The 18743-nt window shown below is 69.7% G+C and carries 19 protein-coding genes; 8 read left to right on the top strand and 11 right to left on the bottom strand.

Features of this window, described 5'->3' with window-relative positions; translation table 11 throughout:
• Window positions 1–186 precede the first annotated feature (186 nt).
• A complete protein-coding gene (locus tag CUC05_RS24780; RefSeq protein ID WP_157965644.1) occupies window positions 187–666 on the top strand; it encodes a hypothetical protein in 480 nt (159 codons plus the stop codon).
• Window positions 667–728: 62 nt separating this feature from the next.
• Here the strand turns inward: CUC05_RS24780 and CUC05_RS16035 are convergent, their stop codons facing one another.
• The 6 genes from CUC05_RS16035 to CUC05_RS16010 form a co-directional block, all read right to left on the bottom strand.
• Entirely contained in the window at window positions 729–1493 is a 765-nt protein-coding gene (locus CUC05_RS16035; RefSeq protein ID WP_108667130.1) for an AlbA family DNA-binding domain-containing protein, read from the bottom strand.
• Window positions 1494–1495: 2 nt separating this feature from the next.
• A complete protein-coding gene (locus CUC05_RS16030; RefSeq protein ID WP_108667129.1) occupies window positions 1496–3403 on the bottom strand; it encodes a DUF262 domain-containing protein in 1908 nt (635 codons plus the stop codon).
• A 670-nt stretch (window positions 3404–4073) separates the two neighbouring features.
• Window positions 4074–4868 carry a hypothetical protein gene (locus tag CUC05_RS16025; protein ID WP_108667128.1) on the bottom strand — a complete coding sequence of 265 codons (795 nt, stop codon included), beginning with the start codon at window positions 4866–4868 and terminating at the stop codon, window positions 4074–4076.
• A 162-nt stretch (window positions 4869–5030) separates the two neighbouring features.
• Entirely contained in the window at window positions 5031–5546 is a 516-nt protein-coding gene (locus tag CUC05_RS16020) for an arginase family protein (protein ID WP_108667127.1), read from the bottom strand.
• Window positions 5547–5555: 9 nt separating this feature from the next.
• Window positions 5556–6428 (bottom strand): SDR family NAD(P)-dependent oxidoreductase, encoded by an 873-nt coding sequence (locus CUC05_RS16015; protein ID WP_108667126.1) that lies wholly within the window; start codon window positions 6426–6428, stop codon window positions 5556–5558.
• Window positions 6429–6496: 68 nt separating this feature from the next.
• Window positions 6497–7768 (bottom strand): hypothetical protein, encoded by a 1272-nt coding sequence (locus CUC05_RS16010; RefSeq protein WP_108667125.1) that lies wholly within the window; start codon window positions 7766–7768, stop codon window positions 6497–6499.
• Between the two features lie 218 nt (window positions 7769–7986).
• Here CUC05_RS16010 and CUC05_RS16005 point away from each other — a divergent pair, with 218 nt between their 5' ends.
• The 3 genes from CUC05_RS16005 (at window position 7987) to CUC05_RS15995 (ending at window position 9385) form a co-directional block, all read left to right on the top strand.
• A complete protein-coding gene (locus CUC05_RS16005) occupies window positions 7987–8799 on the top strand; it encodes a hypothetical protein (RefSeq protein WP_108667124.1) in 813 nt (270 codons plus the stop codon).
• Window positions 8736–8936, top strand: coding sequence for a hypothetical protein (locus CUC05_RS16000; protein ID WP_108667123.1), 201 nt, complete (start codon window positions 8736–8738; stop codon window positions 8934–8936). The genes CUC05_RS16005 and CUC05_RS16000 overlap by 64 nt, the downstream gene beginning before the upstream one ends.
• Window positions 8937–9013: 77 nt before the next feature.
• Window positions 9014–9385: an SAM-dependent methyltransferase gene (locus CUC05_RS15995; protein ID WP_108667144.1), complete on the top strand. Its 372-nt coding sequence runs from the start codon at window positions 9014–9016 to the stop codon at window positions 9383–9385.
• Window positions 9386–9514: 129 nt separating this feature from the next.
• On the opposite strand, the gene CUC05_RS15990 is transcribed toward CUC05_RS15995, so the two are convergent.
• From CUC05_RS15990 to CUC05_RS15980, 3 genes are read right to left on the bottom strand one after another with little or no spacing between them, the layout of a single operon-like run.
• Complete coding sequence (locus CUC05_RS15990) at window positions 9515–9943, bottom strand: DUF5655 domain-containing protein (protein ID WP_108667122.1); 429 nt, start codon at window positions 9941–9943, stop codon at window positions 9515–9517.
• A 2-nt stretch (window positions 9944–9945) separates the two neighbouring features.
• Entirely contained in the window at window positions 9946–11343 is a 1398-nt protein-coding gene (locus CUC05_RS15985; RefSeq protein ID WP_108667121.1) for a hypothetical protein, read from the bottom strand.
• A gap of 27 nt (window positions 11344–11370) precedes the next feature.
• Window positions 11371–12270, bottom strand: a complete 900-nt coding sequence (locus CUC05_RS15980) for a hypothetical protein (RefSeq protein ID WP_157965643.1) — start codon at window positions 12268–12270, stop codon at window positions 11371–11373.
• Between the two features lie 278 nt (window positions 12271–12548).
• Here CUC05_RS15980 and CUC05_RS15975 point away from each other — a divergent pair, with 278 nt between their 5' ends.
• Complete coding sequence (locus tag CUC05_RS15975; RefSeq protein ID WP_108667119.1) at window positions 12549–13463, top strand: hypothetical protein; 915 nt, start codon at window positions 12549–12551, stop codon at window positions 13461–13463.
• On the opposite strand, the gene CUC05_RS15970 is transcribed toward CUC05_RS15975, so the two are convergent.
• Window positions 13460–14038 (bottom strand): dihydrofolate reductase family protein, encoded by a 579-nt coding sequence (locus CUC05_RS15970; protein ID WP_108667118.1) that lies wholly within the window; start codon window positions 14036–14038, stop codon window positions 13460–13462. The genes CUC05_RS15975 and CUC05_RS15970 overlap by 4 nt on opposite strands.
• A gap of 154 nt (window positions 14039–14192) precedes the next feature.
• On the opposite strand from CUC05_RS15970, the gene CUC05_RS15965 reads away from it, so the two are divergent.
• Window positions 14193–15839, top strand: coding sequence for an HNH endonuclease (locus CUC05_RS15965; protein WP_108667117.1), 1647 nt, complete (start codon window positions 14193–14195; stop codon window positions 15837–15839).
• Between the two features lie 239 nt (window positions 15840–16078).
• Here the strand turns inward: CUC05_RS15965 and CUC05_RS15960 are convergent, their stop codons facing one another.
• The gene (locus CUC05_RS15960) at window positions 16079–16444 is read right to left on the bottom strand and encodes a GntR family transcriptional regulator (RefSeq protein WP_108667143.1); all 366 of its coding nucleotides are present in this window, start codon (window positions 16442–16444) and stop codon (window positions 16079–16081) included.
• A gap of 377 nt (window positions 16445–16821) precedes the next feature.
• Here CUC05_RS15960 and CUC05_RS15955 point away from each other — a divergent pair, with 377 nt between their 5' ends.
• Both CUC05_RS15955 and ppgK read left to right on the top strand, forming a co-directional pair.
• On the top strand, window positions 16822–17886 hold the full coding sequence (locus tag CUC05_RS15955) for a glycerophosphodiester phosphodiesterase family protein (RefSeq protein ID WP_157965642.1): 1065 nt from the start codon (window positions 16822–16824) through the stop codon (window positions 17884–17886).
• Window positions 17887–17937: 51 nt separating this feature from the next.
• Window positions 17938–18696 carry a polyphosphate--glucose phosphotransferase gene (gene ppgK, locus CUC05_RS15950; RefSeq protein ID WP_205712372.1) on the top strand — a complete coding sequence of 253 codons (759 nt, stop codon included), beginning with the start codon at window positions 17938–17940 and terminating at the stop codon, window positions 18694–18696.
• Window positions 18697–18743 lie beyond the last annotated feature (47 nt).

The following is an 18743-nucleotide window of genomic DNA, read 5'->3' as shown; positions in this document are numbered from 1 at the left end:
CCTCGAACCCCTCCTCGACCGGCCCGACGACCAACTAGCATCCATCCCCGCAGTGACCAACTGAATCAAGCGCACGGGCTTCTACACCACCCGATGGGACTCCATCCAGGCAAGGCCCCAACTTTGGGACGGTTAGTGCCGTACCTAGGTTTGGTCGACTGTTCTGAACCGGAGGGAGTGCTAGGCGTGAGTCGTATGCGCTGGGACAAGGTTGGGATAGAGGACAGGCGGCGGCGGAACACACCAAGGGGGATCATCCCCGAGGTCGCAATCTTCGATCGAATATCTGGAAGGGAAGGCCCGACCGCCATCGACCCGGACGCCCAGCGGCTGTGGGACCTCGCACACCGACCGCCTCGCCGGAGTAGTGCTCTCAGTGCGGTGCTGGTCAGTCGACTGCTGGAGGAATGGGGTTCGACCGACGGCGTTGACGCCGACCTTCTGAAGCTACTGAAGCCGCTCAGGAAGACCGGGGGCGTGCCAGGCCCTGTACTTCTGGAGTTGATGGCGGACCATTTCGACCAGCTCACTCCCGCCACTGCATCCAGCTTGGCCGAATGCTTAGGCCTCGCACGCCGCCGGGACTCCGCCCGATTCGTGCTCGATGCAGAACTGGCGCGGCCGGGCCGGCTTGCCCGAAAGCTGTCACGACCTGGCGAGGAATAGATAGGCGTCCCCGGACGCAAGGAAAGCCGGGGGGATGGAACATGGACATGAGTGGTCGGTGGTCAGTTGCATCCAGACCGTTGGAGAACGAACTCCTCCACGGTTGTCATGGTCAGCTCTGGGCTCGACGCGCCTTGACGGCAGTAGGAACGCCAAACGTTCTTGCGATCTCGGAAGGCCGACAGCTTTCGTACTCGCTTGGAGACGTGCAACCGGATCGCATGATGGCCGTCCACAACGGGGAAGCGCACATCCACAAAGGAGTTGACAGCATTGCCGTCATAGAAGCGGTCCCGGACTTGACTGCGTATCCACAGGTGAAGGCGGTCCTGCCAGTCATCACCCTTATAGCCCAGGATTCCTAGGTCATCAAGGAGCCCGCGACACTTGCCGGTCTTATCGTTCACCCCAACCCAGAGAAGGCCGCCATCAGTGTTCAGGAAGGCGCATACCGTTTTCAAGCACTCGTCTAGCAGGGCTTCGTTGCGGAGATCCTTGGCCGTGGCATTGGGATCGTTTGCGGCTCGACCGACGTCAAAGAGCAAAGACTCCTTGAATTCTTGGCCGCTGTGCTCGCCGGTCACAAGCTCTTTGTCGTAGGCCGTCAGCCATTCCGGGAGGGCTGGGGGCCTGAGTGTGTGGACGGCATCCATTCCGATGCCAAGTGCAGGTTCGACGATGATCTGGTGAACTTGCAGGTACTCTGTCACGATTCGGGGGCCCTGCAAAGGCGATTGTTCCAAGCCGGCCTCGGAAAGCAGTTGTCGGAGCGTCATCTCGACAGGGCCCTGCCGGAGTTCCGCGAGAACCTTCGGCATGTCGATCATTACTAGTGCAGCTCCACTGCTGTCAGCGAGTGGACGGTCTGAGCGAGGGTCTTAGCGCGGTGGTCCCAGAACTTCTCTATCTCAGCTGGCGACTGGATATCCTGCTGAACGAGAATCTCGAAGGCCGTCTCGTCGATTCTGGCAGGCCCAAAGACGTCCTTGCGCGTTAACCATGACATATTGGTTTCGGCAAGGGCTACGCCCGGTCGCTTGGCCCGCCACTTGTTGTTTGAGGGCCGAGAGAGGGGGACCAAGTTGGCCACGCTGCCAACGCGGTCGCTTTCCTTCCACTCCTGGCGGACAGTCCCCGGAACAGTGTCGTTGATCCACCCTAGAGGGAAGATGTGGTGAAGGTCTGAGGCGACACCGCTTGGCCAGCTGATGTCCTCCATGTTCAGTAGGTCCTTGGTGGCTTGGGCGTAGATAGGGAGCAAGAGAGCCTGCCGAAGCGCTCCCCGGCTTGAATCACCGTGGGCGGCAGCTTCGGCTAGTTCGTCGACGGTGCGGACGCTGTCGCCTGCGAACATCAGCTCCAGGCGGTCAGTCGCGTGATCGATCCAATCTTGGTCCGTCGGGTGCTCGGGGCGATCGAGGAGCACCTCCTTGAGAAACTTCAAGTCGGCGCCGATCTGGGTTAGGAATCCCTGGTCGTACCGAGTGGCCAACGCGTTGCGCCAGAAGAAGGCGCGAAAGAGTCCGTCGATATCGGACTTTTGGAAGGGGGTGACGTCGCCGTAGTCCCGGTCGAGGTGCCAGCGAAGCGATACGTAGACCGCCGCCATGACGGGGTACGGGCAACGCTTGTACGGGAACCTGCCTCCGGCGACAACTTCCTGAAAGTCGGCTAACCAACTCGCAAACTTTGCCGTCGACTGCATCGCCTCAGCCCAGTGTTCGGTAGGTGTGTGGAGAAGGTCGGCTGCTTTGACTGAGCGGATAGCTGGAGCTCGCCCACCGATTACTCGCGCACTCGGCTTGTTGTTGGCTGCGACGTGGCATGCAGTCACGATCTGTGCCACGAGCTCAGGACGGTCGCTCTTGCTGCTCCATCCTTCCGCTCCAGGCAACTTGCCGAGATCCTCGAGCCACTCGCGAAGGTCGAGGCCGCCCTGCCCCTCTTCGTCGACGCTGTCCGCGTAGAGCCATGAGTGGATAAGGTCGACGGTCGACACCTTGGTCCCCGTCGTGTTCAGCGTCTCGAAGATCTCGCAGATTTCCGCCAGACCGTAGTCGGGCGGCACGGCGTATGTCGCTAGCCGCGTCTTGTTCAGGCGCTCGAACGCTTGCTCGAGAGCGTGCTGGCGGCGGGCACGTTCCTGCTCAGAGGGCACGGCATCCGCCGGGTATTTACCGGGGTCATTCACTTCGTAAAGGGCGTCCATCCAGTGCTTCATGAACGCTTTGTCTTCAGGCACTGCCAAAGGAAAGTAGCCGCGGCTCAGCGGGGACGTGTCCAATCCCATCTGCTTCTCCTTGGCCGCTTTGAAAAATTCGACGGGGCGGACATCGCGAGTCTCAGTGAGGTTCAGGTAGAAGCCACCCGCGAACTTCATGCTGCCATGTGTTTGCCGCAAGCCGCCGAATACCATTGCGATCGCTGTGCTTCGCTGTCGGCCGTCAAGGACCGCGTAGTGCTTGTTTGTTCGGAGGTCGTTCTCCCCGAACCACTCTGTCGCATCCGCAAAGCCCGGGAGGCTCACATGCTCGAGAGCGAGTCCGGAGTTGTCTGGTTGCTCCCACAGCGTGGCCATCCCGATTGGCTTCGCTTCGAGAATTGAGTTGGCCAAGGCCTCGATGTCGCTCGTCGACCAGACGAACTCACGCTGGAAACGGGGGATCAACCACTCCCCGTTTCGTAGCAGCCCGAGGAGTTCCTCCACCGTGACGGCACTGACCTTGATCTCTGACATGCACTCTCCCTACGACTAATGGGCGGCCAGGTTAGGCCAGACCGTCAGCTCAGGCCCAAGGAAGCTGAAACCAAGCCGGGAATACTGAGGATCTGCGTGGGGGTCTGGTCAAGGAGCGACCGAGCAGTTCAGCCCCGAGGTGCGGGTACGAGCGTTTCGGATGGATCGGGTGCACCGGGATGCCTGCGCTAGCCAGTGGCAGGCGATCACCTCGACCGCAAGAAGGTAGGCTCTTCGCTGAAGCGCGGCGCTTGTGGGTCCGGCTCGTCGAGAGCGATAGTGGCGACCGGCTGGGGTGATCACGGCGCGAGCGGTGCGGATCACAGGGCTGGAGCGAGACTCCTAAAGCCGGTGACGCTGGTAGGCGATGCCGGTATACCCGCCCGAATCACCGTAGTGGCCGAGCTGATGGCTCCGTGAGAGAGATTAACGAGTTGCCCTTGCCGTTCGCCGTCGCGGGGGGACGGCGGAATCATTCTGGCGGCATGGCCCGTAACCGTCGTCGCCGATGCCTACCAAGCCGGCATTATGCAGGCCCCCGACGTGGCGATGTGAAACCCCTGAGGGGCGGGAAGTCACCCGATGGCCTCTGAAGGCCTTCGAGCCCACCGACCCGCGGCTCGACACCCGACGATGTGCCCGACGGGCCACGCCGCCCACTGGTGGACCCTCAGTCGCCCAGGTAGATGCCCTCCGGGGCGACGTCGAACGGGCGGGGTGGGTGGATCGAGTTGTCCAGCAGTGTGCGGTCCCCGAGGGGCTCGGCCAGCTCGACGGTGAACGGGGTGGCCGGGTTGCTCGGGCAGGCAGCGTTGCCGTCGCGGGGCTCGACGGCGATCAGCAGCTCGATCGCATCGGTCGACTCGACCTGCTCGACCAGGCGCACGCGGCCGTCCGCGTCCTCACCGGAGTTGCAGGCCATCTCCACCACCAGCAGCTCGACCGTGGTCGCCGTCGGGTCGGGCTCGGTGGCCAGCCAGACCTGGGCTGCGCCGAGGCCCTCCAGCACCCGCTGCGGGGCGCACTGCGACGCCTGGCTGAGCATCCAGCCCTGCACGTTGGTCGCGTCGACGTCCTCCACCGCGACGATGTCGTGAGTGCGCAGGATGTCGTCATCGGGGTCCTGCGGCTGGGTCAGCTCACGGGCGACCACCAGCCGGTCGTCGGCCTCCTCCAGCACGAACCAGCCGTCCAGCCCGTCCGGGCCAACGGACTCCTGCAGGACGACGTATCCGGGGTGCTCCCCGAGCTCGGTGGCCGGACGTGTGCCGTCCCAGGCGCTGGCCGGGTACGGGGCGGAGAAGCAGCTGAACAGGGCCTCGCCAGCCGTACTGCCGGCAGCGTTCTCGACCGGTCTGGGTGAGGTGGTCTCGGCCGGGGAGGCCGCACCCCCCGGGTCGGCGGCGGTGTCGGCGCACCCAACGAGCAGCAGGGCGAGGAGGAGGACCAGCGGGCGGGAGGACATCAGCGGCTCCAGGGGGCGGGCATGCCCTCGAGGTCGAGGGACTGCGTCGGCGGGTCTGACGCCGGCCACCGCGGGTGGGTTCCCATTGGATCGAGGTGACAGCCCTACCGGGCAGCACCGCGTTGTTGTTCGGTCAGTCCCAGTACGAAGTCCAGTCGGTCGTCAGCGGAGCGGCTCCAGCATCGCCGCCAGGGTGGCCCGGTCCTTGTCGAGGTGGCGCTGCTTGGTCGCTGCCGAGCACTCCATGACCGACGCGCATCTGATGTCGAGGGCCTCAGCGACGGTGGCGAGGATCGCGGTCAGGTGGTCGGGCCTGACGCCGTACGGCTCGGGAAGGTCGACGCTGGTGAAGTGCATCGGGTCGAGGACGTCCAGGTCGAGATGGATGTGGACGGCCGAGGCGCCGTCGAGGCCGGCCAGCACCTTCTCGACCGGGGCGTCGACGGGGAGTACGGGGATGGCGTGTTCGTCGATCCAGCGCTGCTCCTCCGGGTCGGTGGCTCGCACGCCCAGGTAGACCAGTCGCTCCGGCGACTCGGCCATGGCGATGCGAGCGGCCATCCCGTGCACGGCGCCGGAGGGTGAGCTGATCACCGTGTTGGCGTCGGCGACGGACGAGCCCTGCCACAACGGCACGGCGATGGTCAGGGGCGACGCGGACTCCGGGGTGGTGGGCATCCCGCCACGCTAGTGCGAGCCGGCGAACCGACGCTGTAGCGCCCGGCCCGTGGTCAGCAGCGACGTCGGCGCCACGATCCTCGCCGCGTCCAGCAGCAGCCCCGCGGGCGGCGCCAGCCGACGCGGGCGGTCGACCATGGCGCTGGCCAGCATGTTGGCGGCCTGCTCCGCCGTCAGGGCCGGCACTCCCTCGTAGCTGGCCGTCGGGGCGATCATCTCGGTCCGTACCAACGGCAGGTACGCCGACGTCACGCGGATCCCCTCCTCCACCAGCTCCGCCGCCACCGACCGGCTGTACGCATCCAGCGCCGCCTTGCTGCCCAGGTACGCCGCGAACTTCGGCGGGGTCGCCAGCACTCCCAGCGTCAGGCAGTTCACGATGTGCCCGGCCCCCGCCTCGAGCATCCCCGGGAGGACCCGGTGCATCAGCCGGACCGGCGCCAGGTAGTTGAGCTGCACGGTCCGCTCGACGTCGTGGAACCGGTCGAAGGAGTCCGTCACCCGCCGACGGATCGACCGGGCCGCGTTGTTCACCAGCACGTCGACGCGCCCGTGCGCGGCCAGCACCTCCTCCGCCACCGCATCCAGCGCCTCCAGGTCCGACAGGTCACACGCATGCACGGTCGCCGTCCCGCCGTCGGCGCGGATCTCCTCCGCAAGCTCGGCCAGCGCGTCCTCCCGACGGGCGACCAGGGCGACGGTGGCCCCCGCCCGACCACACTGCAGCGCCAGCGCCCGACCGATCCCCGCCGACGCGCCCGTGACGAGAACGGTCCGACCGCCGAGGGCGCGCCGCAACTCCTCCTCCTGTGGGGGCTTGATGCGGGGCCCGCCCATGGTGACGGAGTAGGCGGCGTTGGCGACTCGACTGCGGGTGCTCATGGCGGTCAGTCTCGCAGCCGCCACGCCCACCCCCCGTCACCCGCCAGCCCGGCGGAGGGACGACCGGGTCAGCGCCAGTGGAGGGGTTCGCCGAGCGTGACGGTGACCGACCGGGCGGCGGTGTGCTCGCCGGAGGACCGGAGCAGGCCGTCGGCGCCGATCAGCATCCAGCTGACCCCGAGGCCACCGATGTGGGTCGCCTGATCACCCCTCCACTGCTCCTTCCACACGCTCTCCCCGACGGCGACGGTGCTGTCCAGCACGAGGATGTCGGTGGTCGAGCCGTCCCGCGTGGCCTCGTGGAGCAGCGCGGCCGCGGCCATGGGGGTCAGCCCCGCCGAACCGGCCGTGTCGGCCTCGTGCAGGAACGCATCGACCCGCGTCCCCAGCACGGTCGCCGTGTCGGCCGCCGCGCGGGCCCGGTCCACGTCGGGTTCGTGGGCGGCGAGCCACTCCTCCAGCGCGGTGATCCTCGCCTGCAGCTCGGCCCGGTCCTCGCCGCTGTCCAGCCGGTCGTCGTGGGCCTTCACCAGGCCCGCCAGGACACCGCGTTGCCGCGTGACCTCCGCCGCACGTCCTCCTCGCAGGTGCTGGGCGGTGAACGAGGCTACCTCGTCGGCAACCCGGTCGCGGGTCGTGGCGAGGGTCGCCAACGCCTGGGTGACCTCGTTGTCGGGGATCGTCGTGCACGACGCGATGCGCACCGCCACGTCCCGCTGGCGCAGGCTCCGCGCGACAGCCGCGACGACGACCTCGTCGGCCACCGACACGGTGCTCGGCCGGACCGTCACGTCGGTCTTCAGCAGCTCGAGCACCGCCGGCGCCGCCTTCGCGACGGCCTCGACGCCCTTGAGTGCGGTGATGACGGCTCCCGGGAGGGCGGCCATCAGGATGTCGCGCATCCCGTCGACGTGGTCGAGCCGCACGGGTTCCGGCAGGGTCACGGGAGTGGCAGCAGCAGGCGGGACGAGCGACGCGCTGGCGGCCTCCAGCCGGTCGGTCAGCGCAGCCACCTCGGCCATCATCTTCCGGGCCCGGCTGCTGGCGTGGGTGACGTCGAGGTCGGTGACGACCAGCACGGTCCGCCCGGCGATCGCCGTGTCGTGCACGATGCGCTGCACGACCCCGTCGGCCAGGTCGTCGGCCGCGTCCTGGGCGATCAGCCGTGGCAGCTGGGACTCGCCGTCGCCGACGTCCAGCGACCGGTCCGGCACGTCGACCGACAGGTCCGGCATCGTCGCCGTGGCCCCCTCCGCGATCGTCTTGCGGTACCCGGCCAGCCGCGCCTCCCGCTGGAGCGCCTGCTCCTCCGCGTCGAGCACGATCTCCTGGTCTGCCATGGCGCACCTCCAGCACGCGTGACGAGCCTGTGGAGGGATGCTACGCCCGTACGGCGGGGGAGCGGGGCCGGGACGCGAAGGTTCCGTCCGTCAGGGCTGACGGAGGGCGCCGTGCACAGTGCCGTCGGACGTGGTGCGAACCGAGCACCGCGCGGGGGCAGCGGTCGACGCCACGCCGTCGACCCCACACCGCCGACCGATCGCAGAGGACAGCCCTGATGCACACCGAGCCCGTCACGCAGCCCGCACCGTCGAGGAAGGACCGCCGCACCTTCCTCGTCATCACCGTCGTGATCGCCGCCCTCCTCGGCGGCGTGGCGGTCAACAACTACGCCACCAACCAGCAGACGCTGGACAACCTGGCCGCCGCCCGTTCCGACGTGGCCGCCCTCGAGGAGGACAAGAACGCGTTGTCCTCCGCCCTCGACGGCGTGACGACCGAACGCGACGAGCTCGTGGCCCTGCTGGACGACGCGACCAGCCAGCTCGACGACACCACCACCCAGCTGCTGGATGCCCACGCCGACAACGAGGCCCTGGTCGAGGAACGCGACGACGCGTTGGCTGCGGAGCAGGCGGCCAAGGCCGAGACGGTCGCCCTCCGTGAGCAGTACGACCCGCAGATCGCTGCCGAGCGACAGGCCGCCCACGACGCCGGTGTTGCCGCTGACTGTGCGTCCTCCATCGACGCCGGCGCGATCCTCCTCCGTTCCTGGGACGACGACTTCGCGTCCCTCGACGGGGTCGACCGCCAGACCTACGAGGCCGCCGTCGACGCCTGCGCCACCCCGGTGATCGCCCAGGGTGTCCGGGGTCGGTGCCAGGACCCGGTCGACGTCGAGCAGGTCGTCCGCGACCCCGACGCGTTCACCGGCGACTGCGTCGAGCTCGTCGTCGACATCGTCCAGTTCGACCAGGCCACCGGCCCGTGCGGCTTCCGTGCCTACTTCGACACGACGGCCCACCGGTGGTCCCACCAGTACAAGGGGGACAACGGGATCTTCGCGGCCGCCGACCCTGCCCGTTCCTGACCGCCGTCGGCGTCGACGACGTCGTCCGGGTCTGGGCCGAGATCCGCGGCGAGCTGTCGTACTCCACCACCCTCGGCGGCACCAGCCACGCCGTGTCGTTCCACGTCGTCGACGCCGAGCTGATCACCGACAACTGACCCCTGCTGGGCGACGACTCGGTGGGCCTCCCCGTGGAGCTCGATCGGCGTCCGGGTTAGTGGTCTACTCGCCGACCATGGACGCCGTCACCCCCCACCCGGTGGGGAGGATCGCCTCCCCGTTGACCAGCCGTTCGGACGCACCCCGTCAGGGCGACGAGGGTGCGCCGACAGCGCGGATCGTGCTGGACGCCGCGGCGGGACCGGCCATCGAGGGGCTCGCCGTTGGCGATCGCATCGTCGTCCTCACGTGGTTGCACCTCGCCGATCGCGACACCCTCGTCGTCCATCCGCGGGGCGACCGTTCGCGACCGCCGGCCGGCGTCTTCGCCACCCGCTCACCGGACCGGCCCAACCCGATCGGACTGCACGAGGTCACCGTCCAGGCGATCGACGGCACCCCGGTGCTGGACCTCAAGCCCAGCCTCGGCCCGGTCGACACCCGCTGACGCATGCTCCGGGCGTGCTGAACCGTCGACTCGAGGACCGGATCATCGAGCACGAGCGTCGGCACCACGGCGACGCTGCGTAGCGACGACGTCGGGATCACCCTGCCCGGCCCAGATCCGCCCCATGGATCAGCCGGCGTCGGCCTCGTAGGCCTCGGTCAGCAGGTCGAGGAGCGTCGGGGTGACGTCGGTGGGCGTCCGCAGGTTGTAGGTGTGGAAGTGCGACGAGCCGTAGGACTGGACCTTCAGGTCCGGACGAGGGCGGGTCACGACTCGGGGGAGCTTGACCATCAGCGCCACCCACCGGGTCCTCGTCCGCAGCTGCGCGAACGTGCTGGACCGCTTGACGAACAGGCCGACCTGGACGGGCTCGACCAGCGCGTCAGGCATCTGGGCGAGGTGGTCCAGCACCGGCTGGACGACCGGCGGTTCGTGTGGTGGGGCCGTGGCCAGGTACTCCTCGAGCGTCAGGCCGGGGGAGCAGGTGTGGCCCTGCCGCGGCTTGCCGAACTGCCGACCGCACTCCGGACACGTCCATCTCGTGCCGAGGCATCCCAACGTCAGTGCACATCCCGCTTCGGGGCCAGTGCCCGGGCGCGCAGCGCGGTGAGGGCTGCGGCCCGTCCCGTCTCCGACAGGCCTCGGTCGAGACCCTTGTCGACTGCGACGAAGCCGTGGATGGCACCCCGGCGGTACAGCACCCCCAGTGCCCAACCAACATCTCGGGGATCCACTGGCGCACCACCTCCAGGAGACCACCCGAGCTCGGTCACGAGGGCCGCGACCTGCCGTTCGAGCACGCCGTGTCGACCCGGCGCCCCGTCGACGAGCAGCAGGGCCAACGCCACCTCGCCCACTGCGGCGTCGAAGTCGTCGCCGTCGACCCAGCTCTCCGCCGCCGATCGCCAGCGACTGGCGACGTCGGCCAGCGCCCCCTCGCCTGTCGGGGTGAGCACCAGTGTTCGTTTGGTACGGCGAGCCAGCTTGGTTCGCCTCGCCATGTCGTGCAGCTCCGCGACGAGCGGCTCGTCCACCTCACCTCGACCGGGGAAGCCAGCGAGCGACCAGCTGTGGTCGTCGGCGATCCGGCGCACGAGGGTGGGCGGCAGGTAGTGCTTGGCGGTCAGCCCGAGTCCCTCGCTGCATGCCTGGAGCAGCTGGGCCAGGGGTGCCGTCGCGGTCTCGGCGTCCGTCGGCACCTCGGTCGGGTGGAGGAGGTGCGTGGCGACGCGCGTGAACAGCGAGGTCGCGGCCGGGGATCGGTGACGAGTCACCCACGTCTGCACTCGCTCGGCCAGAATTGCGTCCAGCAGGGTGCCGCCCTCGAGCTCGCCGTCGCTGGGCTCGTTCAGGGCGGCCCGGGCGATGCGCTGCTGTGCAGCCCGCCATCCGCGGGTGCCGGGGGTCAGCTCCTCCCGTTCCCATGCCGCCCCGAGGGCCGCTCCGACGCGACTCCGTGCGGTTGCCTCGACGATCCCCATGATGTCGCCCCAGACCAGTCCGTCCAGCTCGTCGGCGGGGTCGATGTCGGGCGGGGAAACGGCGGACCTGGCCTCGGCGGCGTCGAACGCCCGGAAGCCGGCGCCTCGGTCCTCCTCCCACGCGGCAAGGACTTCTCGGGTCTGCGCGTCGGTGCAGCGAGCGGCCATCCGGTCGCGGCCGGCGTGGGTGAACGCGGCTGCCAGGTCGTCGATGATCTCGTCCCGTGAGGTGGCGTCGACGTGCCACTTCGTGGGCAGCTCGTACCACAGGAACCGCTCCAGGGCGTGGGCGTCGAGGGCGTCCAGGTCGTGCCCACCGGTCGTCCACTCGAGCACCTGCTCCACGTGGTCGTGGCGTCCTTCGTCCGTCATGCGGTCAGTCTCGGTGACCACGCCGCGGCGGTCGTGGAACGCTCGCGGGTCCAGCGCGTCGTTGATCGCCGCGATCGACGCCTGGAGGACGACGCACGCACCCACGTCGCCTGCCCGGACGTCGACTTCGCGTCAGGATCGATCCGCCCAGAGGGGACTGTCGAGGATGTCGGGGCAGCCCGGGTTGTCGTGGCCGAGGTAGTCCCTGCGGTCGGTGTCGAGGGTGACTGACCCCAGGGTGGCGGGGCCGACCGGTGCCATGAGGTCTGCCGGGTCGTCCCCGACGTGTCCGTCCGTGTGGTTGGGTGCGCACTCCCCGACGGCGCCGAGGGCGTCGCCCAGCTCGTGGGCCACGAGACGGCTTGCCCGCGATGGCCACGCTGACGTGGTCGACGGCTGCACGTCGCAGTTGCCGAGGAAGATGACCACCCCGTTCGGCCCGCCCAGGCCACAGGGGCTCAGAGGGCCGGGCACGGTGGTCGTCGCGGCCGGGACCAGCACGACGGGCACCGCGCCGGGGTTGACGTCGGAGCGAGCTCGAAGGGCGTCCAGCACGATGCCGGTGGCGTCCTCGCTGTCGCCGAGAAGCTCCTCGGCCGACATGCGCAGGTCCATCTTCCGGGTCGGCGTGGGGTCGACTCGCAGGGTGCGGCCGGTGGTTGACCCCAGCCACCCGATTGCCAGCGCGGCCTCGTGGTCGAAGGCGCCCATCAGGTTGTCGGACACCGCCACGTCGTCGAGCTCGACGGCGATGAGGGCAAGGGTCGGTCCGTGGACGTACGGGTTTCGACCGTCGACGATCACCATCGCGGCCAGCAGCGCGACGAGGAGCGTCGTGACTTTCCACCGAAGGCGTCCTCGCGTTCGGGATCGCGGCCGGGTGGCTCGCTCGGCGGCGCTGAACTCGGTGAACTTCGCCTGGGCGACGAAGTCGTCGTCGAACAGCGGACGCGGCAGCGACTCACGCTTGGCCGATGGCGGCGTGAAGGACCAATCACCATGCGCGGACCCGGCGCCGTCGGACTCCATCACGAAGCTGATCGGATGGTCTTGGCTGAGACTTGAGCAGGTGCGCGGTGCCACCCACGTGATGGCAAGTGATTGCTGCGTGTGGGGGTCGCCGGGGGCGATTCCGGGCCGTCCCGGTCCTCGTCAGACCTGACGACCCGGTGGGGGCACAGTTCCTGCCGGACGTGGCGCGACCCGCGCGCCGCGACGGGGTGGACGGTGCAGGACGCCACGGGGGCCTCGGTGGCTCGAGCCGACGGCGTCCTGTCCCGCCCCCGCGAACGCAGACGTGGAGAACGACCATGAAGAAGATCGCCCTGACCATCAGCGCCCTGGCGCTGGCGCTGACCGGACTGATGCCCGCGACCGCCAACGACGACGGCTCCTGCTACACCGATGACGTGGGGGAGCGGGAGGTCCACAACCCGACGGGCGACCTGGTCGTCGCCTGCGCCTTCGGGTTCGGCGAGGCCATCATCCTCGACTGGCACACCCGCGAGGTCCCCGACTCCTCCTACGACGACGAGCGCACCTTCTACCGGGCCCGCCTCCGGGACCTGGACACCGGACAGAACTTCCAGATCGGCCTGGCCTGCGACTGGGCCGACTACGAGCTGTGGAACCCGTGCGGCGTCTACGTGATCGACCACGGCGCGAACGGCTACAGCTTCCCGCGCGAGGTCCCACGTCAGGGCTTCCACGTTGAGATCCGCGAGGAGTCCTGGGGCATCCGCCTCGTCCTGTGGAACACCTTCCCATACGGGCGGGCCTACGGCGTGGAGATGTCGGTCACCGGACGCGGCCCCGGCTACCAGCCCGATCGTGACTGCCTTCTCTCCAACAGCAACCACTGGGCCGAGAGCTGTCCCAAGCCGCAGGGCGGGCACTACGACTCCACCCCCGTCATGCCGATCAACACCAACCACTCCATCGACGGTGGGGCGGTCGAGGCGAGGGGGCCGATGAGCGACTGCATGTGGTTGGACTACGTGGACCACTTCCGCGACGAGTACGGCCGGACCAACGGCAAGCAGATCCTGTACAGCTACGGCCCGACCATCGGCGGCGACCGCTACGGCGGCTGGGACGGCTACTGGTGGAACGAGGAGGACGCCCGCACCTACCGCGCCGAGGTCACCGGGATCCCGCGTGTCTGCCACGGCGGTCCTCGCAGCACCGGTACCGGCAACGGGCCCCAGCCGGGCGTCGGCGGCTAGACCGTTCCGAGCGCGTAGCGGTGGAGGGTCACGCCGTTGGGGAACGACGACTGCTCCAGCAGCTCGCACTGCACCGGGGCGTCGAGCGCGTCGAACAGCGGTCGACCCTCCCCCAGGATCGCGGGGTGCACGAACAGCAACAGCTCGTCCAGCAGGCCGGCTCGCAGCAGCTGGGTCGCCAGCGTCGCCCCGCCCACGCCGACGTCACCGTCGGTCTCGGCGCGGATGTCCGCGAGCTGGTCGAGCGCCCCCTCCCCACCGACGACGCGGGTGTTGTGGCCGGCTTCGGTCCGCGAGTCCGACACGAGGACCTTGGGCATGGTCGTCCAGATCCGTCCGAAGTCCCGCAGGTAGTCGTCGAGGGACTCGTCGTCGGCGGCGGCCGGCCAGAACTCCTCCATGATCTCGTACATCACCCGGCCCTCCCACATCATCGCCAGCCCTCGGGCGCGGGCGTTGAACTCCTCGTGCAGGGTCCGGTCGATCCGCGCCCAGTCGGCGCGTCCGTTCTCCCCGACGGTGTGCTCGATCCGGAGGTCGAGGCTGGTGTTCATCCAGTAGACGGTGCGTCCCATGGCTGCACCGTAGGACTCGGTTCGGTCCGCGTCGCCTCGTCCGGTCGGGCACCACCGGCGGGGCTGGCCGAGCCCGATGTCACACCCCCTGCGTATGGTGCGAAGTACGTCGGATCAGGCAGGTCGATCGGTTCTCGGAGGAGGTGGCACGGCGGTGGAACCCGGGGTGGAGGTCGGGTGGGACGAGCTGGTTGACGTGCTGCGTGCCGAGGGTGTGGGCGACGTGCCGATCGGCGTGTGGATGACGGCGGAGGAGCTGTCACGGGTTGCCGGGGTGGCCGGTTGCGAGGGGGAGCCGGTGTCGGCGGTGACCCGCGCGTTGCGTGGGCTGGGCGACCTCAACGCGTGGTTGGCTGGTGGGGGAGCGGCGGGCGACGTCGCGTCGCTGCGGACGGTGGTCGAGGGGTTGGCCGGGCTGGACGCGGCGCTCTCGGCGGCACGGTTGCGGGCCATGCTGGCCGCGCGGGAGGCGGGGCTGCCGGACGCCGACGGGGCCGTGTCGTTGCAGGCGTGGGCGACCTCGGCGATGGCCTTGTCGACCGCCACCGCGACGAGGGAGGTGCGCCTGGCCGAGGGGCTGGCGGACCGGCCCGACGTCGTGGACCTGCTGCAGTCCGGCTCGATCTCCCACGACCACGCGGCCGGGATCGTCGCCGCTGCCGAACGTCAGGCGGCCGACCAGGAAGCCGCGGCCCGTGCGCGCGCTGCGGCGGAGGACGAGGAGCGGGAACGTCGGCGCCGGGCCGACCAGCTGGCGCAGGCCGAGGCCGAGTCGATGGCCGAGCGCACGAGGCTGGCTCGTGAAGCGGCCGAACGCGAGCGGCAGCTGGCGCAGGAACGTGCCGAGCGTGCGGCTGCGGAGGCTGCAGAGGAGGCGGCGGCGCGGCGGGCCAGGCAGGACGCCTTGCTGGAGTCCGCGACGTCAGGGGCCTCCCCTGATCAGGTGAAGCGCCGGGCCGCCCAGCTGCGGACTGGCGACGCTGACGCGTTGGAGCGGGCGGTCGCGGCCCAGCGGTCCCGACGGTCGGTGCGGACGTGGACTGACCGCACAACCGGTCAGCGGGTCCTGCGGGTCGACCTCGTCGATGACGACTACGAGATGTTGACCGCCGGGCTGCAGGCCTGCGCGACGTTCGACCCGCCGAAGACGCCGGACGCGGAACGCCGCACCCCTGAGCAACGGCGCTACGACGCGTTCGTCGACCTTGTCGGTGCGGGGCTGAAGGCCGGCGAGCTGCCGACCACCCGGGGGGTCCGTCCGCACGTGACGGTCACGGTGCCGGTCGACACGTTGACCGGTGATGCCGACCTGCCGGGTGTGGGTGCGTCCGGGGTGACGTTGTCACCGGAGACCGTCCGGCGGCTGGCCTGTGACGCCCGGCTGACCCGCGCGGTGCTGTCACCGACCGGCATGCCGCTGGACATCGGCCGTGCGACCCGGGTCTGGACCGCAGCGCAGCAGCGGGCGGCCGAGCTGCTGTTCGGTGGTTGTGCCTTCCCGTCCGCCGACGGGCAGCCGTGCGGTCGACCCATGGCATGGACTGACCTTCATCACGTCACCTGGTGGCGTCACGGTGGCCGGACCGATCGGGCCAACGGCGTGCCGCTGTGCCGACATCACCACAACGCCGTCCACCACGACGGCTGGCGGCTGGCGTTCGACGTCGAGACGGGCACGGTCACGATCAAGCGGCGCCGGAGCGGCACGACGGTCAAGCGGACAACGGTCTTCCCGCGCGACAACCCGCGGGGTGGTCCGCCACCCGACAGCAGATCTGGCGACGACCGACTACCCATCTGACCCGCACCCCGCCGCCGGCGGGGCCGCTGGGCTGCCCGGAGTCGCACGGATGCCGGGCCGCTCGACGAGCAGGCCCCGGACCCGTGCGGAACGGGCGGTAAGGCGTGGTGGTGCCGGCGGACTCCGCCCGGGGCAGCGTCGGTGGGTTCAGTCGTGCGGTCAGCAGCGGTGGTGGCCGATCGCCGGGGAGGCCAGCTCGAGGTCCTGCTCCCGGCGGTCCGAGGGCTGCGGGCTGCCGGTCAGCCGCGGTCGTCGTCGATGGCGCGGGAGGCCAGCTCGAGGCCCACGCCGGGCGGCACGCCGAGCTCGCGCAGGCGGGCGGCGAAGGCGTCGGCAGCGGCCTCGGCGTCTTGGCGCCACGGCTGGTCCTCGGCGTCGACGACGAACGTGCCCTTGCGGCCGCGCGTGGCGACGACGCCGGCCTGCTCCAACTCCTTGTAGGCCCGGGCGACGGTGTTGGCGGCGATGCCGAGGTCGGTCGCCAACCCGCGGACGGTGGGCAGTCGCTCACCCGGCGCCAGCGTCCCGTCGTCGACCAGGGCCACGATCCCGTCGCGGACCTGCTCGAAGGGTGGACGGTCGGCGTTCGGATCGATCCTGAGCATGCCGGCCACGGTAGCCGGCGCCCACCCACGTCCCCGGGGTGACCGCCCGCCCATGGGGTCGCCGGTCCAGCCGGCCGCAGCGCGCCCAGGCCGGGGCCGACCCAGGCGGCAGCGAGCTCGGGCCCCAGTCGACCAGGGCCGCGGCGAGCCCGGGCCGGGGCCGACCGAGGCGGCAGCGAGCTCGGGCACCAGTCGACCAGGGCCGCGGCGAGCCTGGGCCGGGGCCGTCCGAGACCGCCGCCGACCGGGTCCGCCGCAGACCGGGTCCGCGGCGAGCCACTGGCCCCGGCGAATCCCAGGTGTACTGGCGACGTCGGTCGGACGAACACGATGTCCGGACGGAGGGGTTCGGCTCGGGGATGTCGAACTCAACCTGCATGAGCCGCCTCTTGGGATCCCTTGTCCTGCTCGCCCTACTCCTCGTGGTCACGCCGGCCGGCGCCGTCCTGCAGCCCGGCTCGAGCCAGCCGGGCGCGAGCGAGCCCGGCATGCCCCTGCCCGACCGGAGCCAGCCGGATGGGCTCGAGATGGACGCGACGGGCGCGCCGCAGGCCGACAACCCGTGGCTCGAGCGGCGTGTCCTCAACATCGCCCACCGGGGCGGCGCCGACGAGCTGCCCGAGAACACCCTCTACGCCTTCGCCGAGTCCATGGCCCTCGGCGTGGACATGCTGGAGTCCGACATCTACCGGACCGCCGACGGCGAGATCGTGGTCAACCACGACGCCACCGTCGACCGCACCACCAACGGCAGCGGGGCGATCGCCGACATGACCCTCGCCGAGATCCAGTCGCTCGACGCCGCCCACTGGTATGTCCCCGGCCGCGGTACCCCCAAGGACGCCGCACCGGGCGACTACGTGTTCCGCGGCATGGCCACCGGCGAGACCCCGCTCACCGACGAGCTGGCGGAGGCCGGCTACACACCCGAGGACTTCCGCATCCCCACCCTCCGTGAGGTGCTCGAGCGCTTCCCCGACGTGCCGATCAACATCGAGCTGAAGACCGGCCCGCCCGCCGACCCGTCGATGGCTGCCGACCTCGCCGACCTGCTGGCCGAGCTCGGCCGCACCGACGACGTCGTCGTCGCGTCGTTCCAGGACCAGGTGCTGCACGAGTTCAAGCTGCTCGCCCCCGACGTGCACACCGCCCCCGCGCTCGGTGAGACCGCCGTCCTCAAGGGCGCGTCGATGGCTGCCGCCCCCGGCACACCCCACCCGCTGCACCGCGTCTACCAGGTCCCGATCGCCTTCAGCGGCGTCACCGTCGTCGACGCCGACTTCGTCGCCGACGCCCACGCCAACGGCATGGCCGTCCACGTCTGGACCGTCGACGACGAGGCCGAGATGCGCCACCTCATCGACATCGGCGTCGACGGGATCATGACCGACCGCCCCAGCCTGCTGGAGTCCGTCATCCAGGACATGGGCGTCGCCTACTGAGGCCGACTGTTATCGTCGACCGACGAGCGGGTTCCAGCGATGGGAACGATGATGAGTCGTGTGGTCGGCATCGACGTCGGGGGTTCGGGCGTCAAGGGCGCCGTCGTCGACACGGAAACCGGGGAACTGCTCAGCGAGCGAGTTCGGATCGCAACCCCGAAACCGCCGACCCCGGAGAAGATCGCCGAGGTCGTCGCGGAGCTCGTGGCGCAGTTCGACGCCGACGGCCCGGTCGGGTGCAGCTTCCCGACCGTCGTCGCCAACGGGAAGTCGCTGACGGCTGGCAACATCGACAAGTCCTGGGAGGGCACCCAGGTCGACGAGCTGTTCGCGCAGGCGACCGGCCGCGCGTTCGTCGTGCACAACGACGCCGACGTCGCGGGGATCGCCGAGATGACCCTCGGCGCGGGCCGTGGGTTGGGCGGCACCGTCATCATGATCACGATCGGCACCGGCCTCGGCTCCGGGGTGTTCCACGACGGTCGGTTGATCCCGAACATCGAGCTCGGACGGATGCCCGGCAAGGACGGCGAGCCCATCGAGTTCTACGCGGGCGACCGCGCACGGAAGGTGAACGACCTCAAGTGGAACGAATGGGGTGATCGGTTCAACTACTTCCTGCAGCGCGTCTCGAGGGTCTGTGCGCCGGCCCACTTCATCATCGGTGGCGGGTCCAGCAAGAAGCTCCACAAGTTCCGTGACCAGCTCGAGGTGGATGCCACGATCCACGCCGCGCACTTCCTGAACAACGCCGGCATCGTCGGCGCCGCCCTGTCAGCCGCCGAGCAGAGGTCCGACGCGGCCGCCTGACTGGCCCAGCTCGCGACCGGGGACAGGTCGACGAGGGGAACCCCGGT

This window comes from Euzebya rosea (assembly GCF_003073135.1).
In the GTDB taxonomy this organism is placed as follows: Bacteria; Actinomycetota; Nitriliruptoria; order Euzebyales; family Euzebyaceae; genus Euzebya; species Euzebya rosea.
This window is presented reverse-complemented; position numbering and strand designations above follow the sequence as displayed.

Excerpts from the sequence above, each read along its gene's own strand:
- CUC05_RS16035 (WP_108667130.1), bottom strand. The coding sequence starts at position 1,493 with ATGATCGACATGCCGAAGGTTCTCGCGGAACTCCGGCAGGGCCCTGTC.
- CUC05_RS16030 (WP_108667129.1), bottom strand. The coding sequence starts at position 3,403 with ATGTCAGAGATCAAGGTCAGTGCCGTCACGGTGGAGGAACTCCTCGGG.
- CUC05_RS16025 (WP_108667128.1), bottom strand. The coding sequence starts at position 4,868 with ATGTCCTCCCGCCCGCTGGTCCTCCTCCTCGCCCTGCTGCTCGTTGGG.
- CUC05_RS16020 (WP_108667127.1), bottom strand. The coding sequence starts at position 5,546 with ATGCCCACCACCCCGGAGTCCGCGTCGCCCCTGACCATCGCCGTGCCG.
- CUC05_RS16015 (WP_108667126.1), bottom strand. The coding sequence starts at position 6,428 with ATGAGCACCCGCAGTCGAGTCGCCAACGCCGCCTACTCCGTCACCATG.
- CUC05_RS16010 (WP_108667125.1), bottom strand. The coding sequence starts at position 7,768 with ATGGCAGACCAGGAGATCGTGCTCGACGCGGAGGAGCAGGCGCTCCAG.
- CUC05_RS16005 (WP_108667124.1), top strand. The coding sequence starts at position 7,987 with ATGCACACCGAGCCCGTCACGCAGCCCGCACCGTCGAGGAAGGACCGC.
- CUC05_RS15995 (WP_108667144.1), top strand. The coding sequence starts at position 9,014 with ATGGACGCCGTCACCCCCCACCCGGTGGGGAGGATCGCCTCCCCGTTG.
- CUC05_RS15975 (WP_108667119.1), top strand. The coding sequence starts at position 12,549 with ATGAAGAAGATCGCCCTGACCATCAGCGCCCTGGCGCTGGCGCTGACC.
- CUC05_RS15970 (WP_108667118.1), bottom strand. The coding sequence starts at position 14,038 with ATGGGACGCACCGTCTACTGGATGAACACCAGCCTCGACCTCCGGATC.
- CUC05_RS15960 (WP_108667143.1), bottom strand. The coding sequence starts at position 16,444 with ATGCTCAGGATCGATCCGAACGCCGACCGTCCACCCTTCGAGCAGGTC.
- CUC05_RS15955 (WP_157965642.1), top strand. The coding sequence starts at position 16,822 with ATGAGCCGCCTCTTGGGATCCCTTGTCCTGCTCGCCCTACTCCTCGTG.
- ppgK (WP_205712372.1), top strand. The coding sequence starts at position 17,938 with ATGAGTCGTGTGGTCGGCATCGACGTCGGGGGTTCGGGCGTCAAGGGC.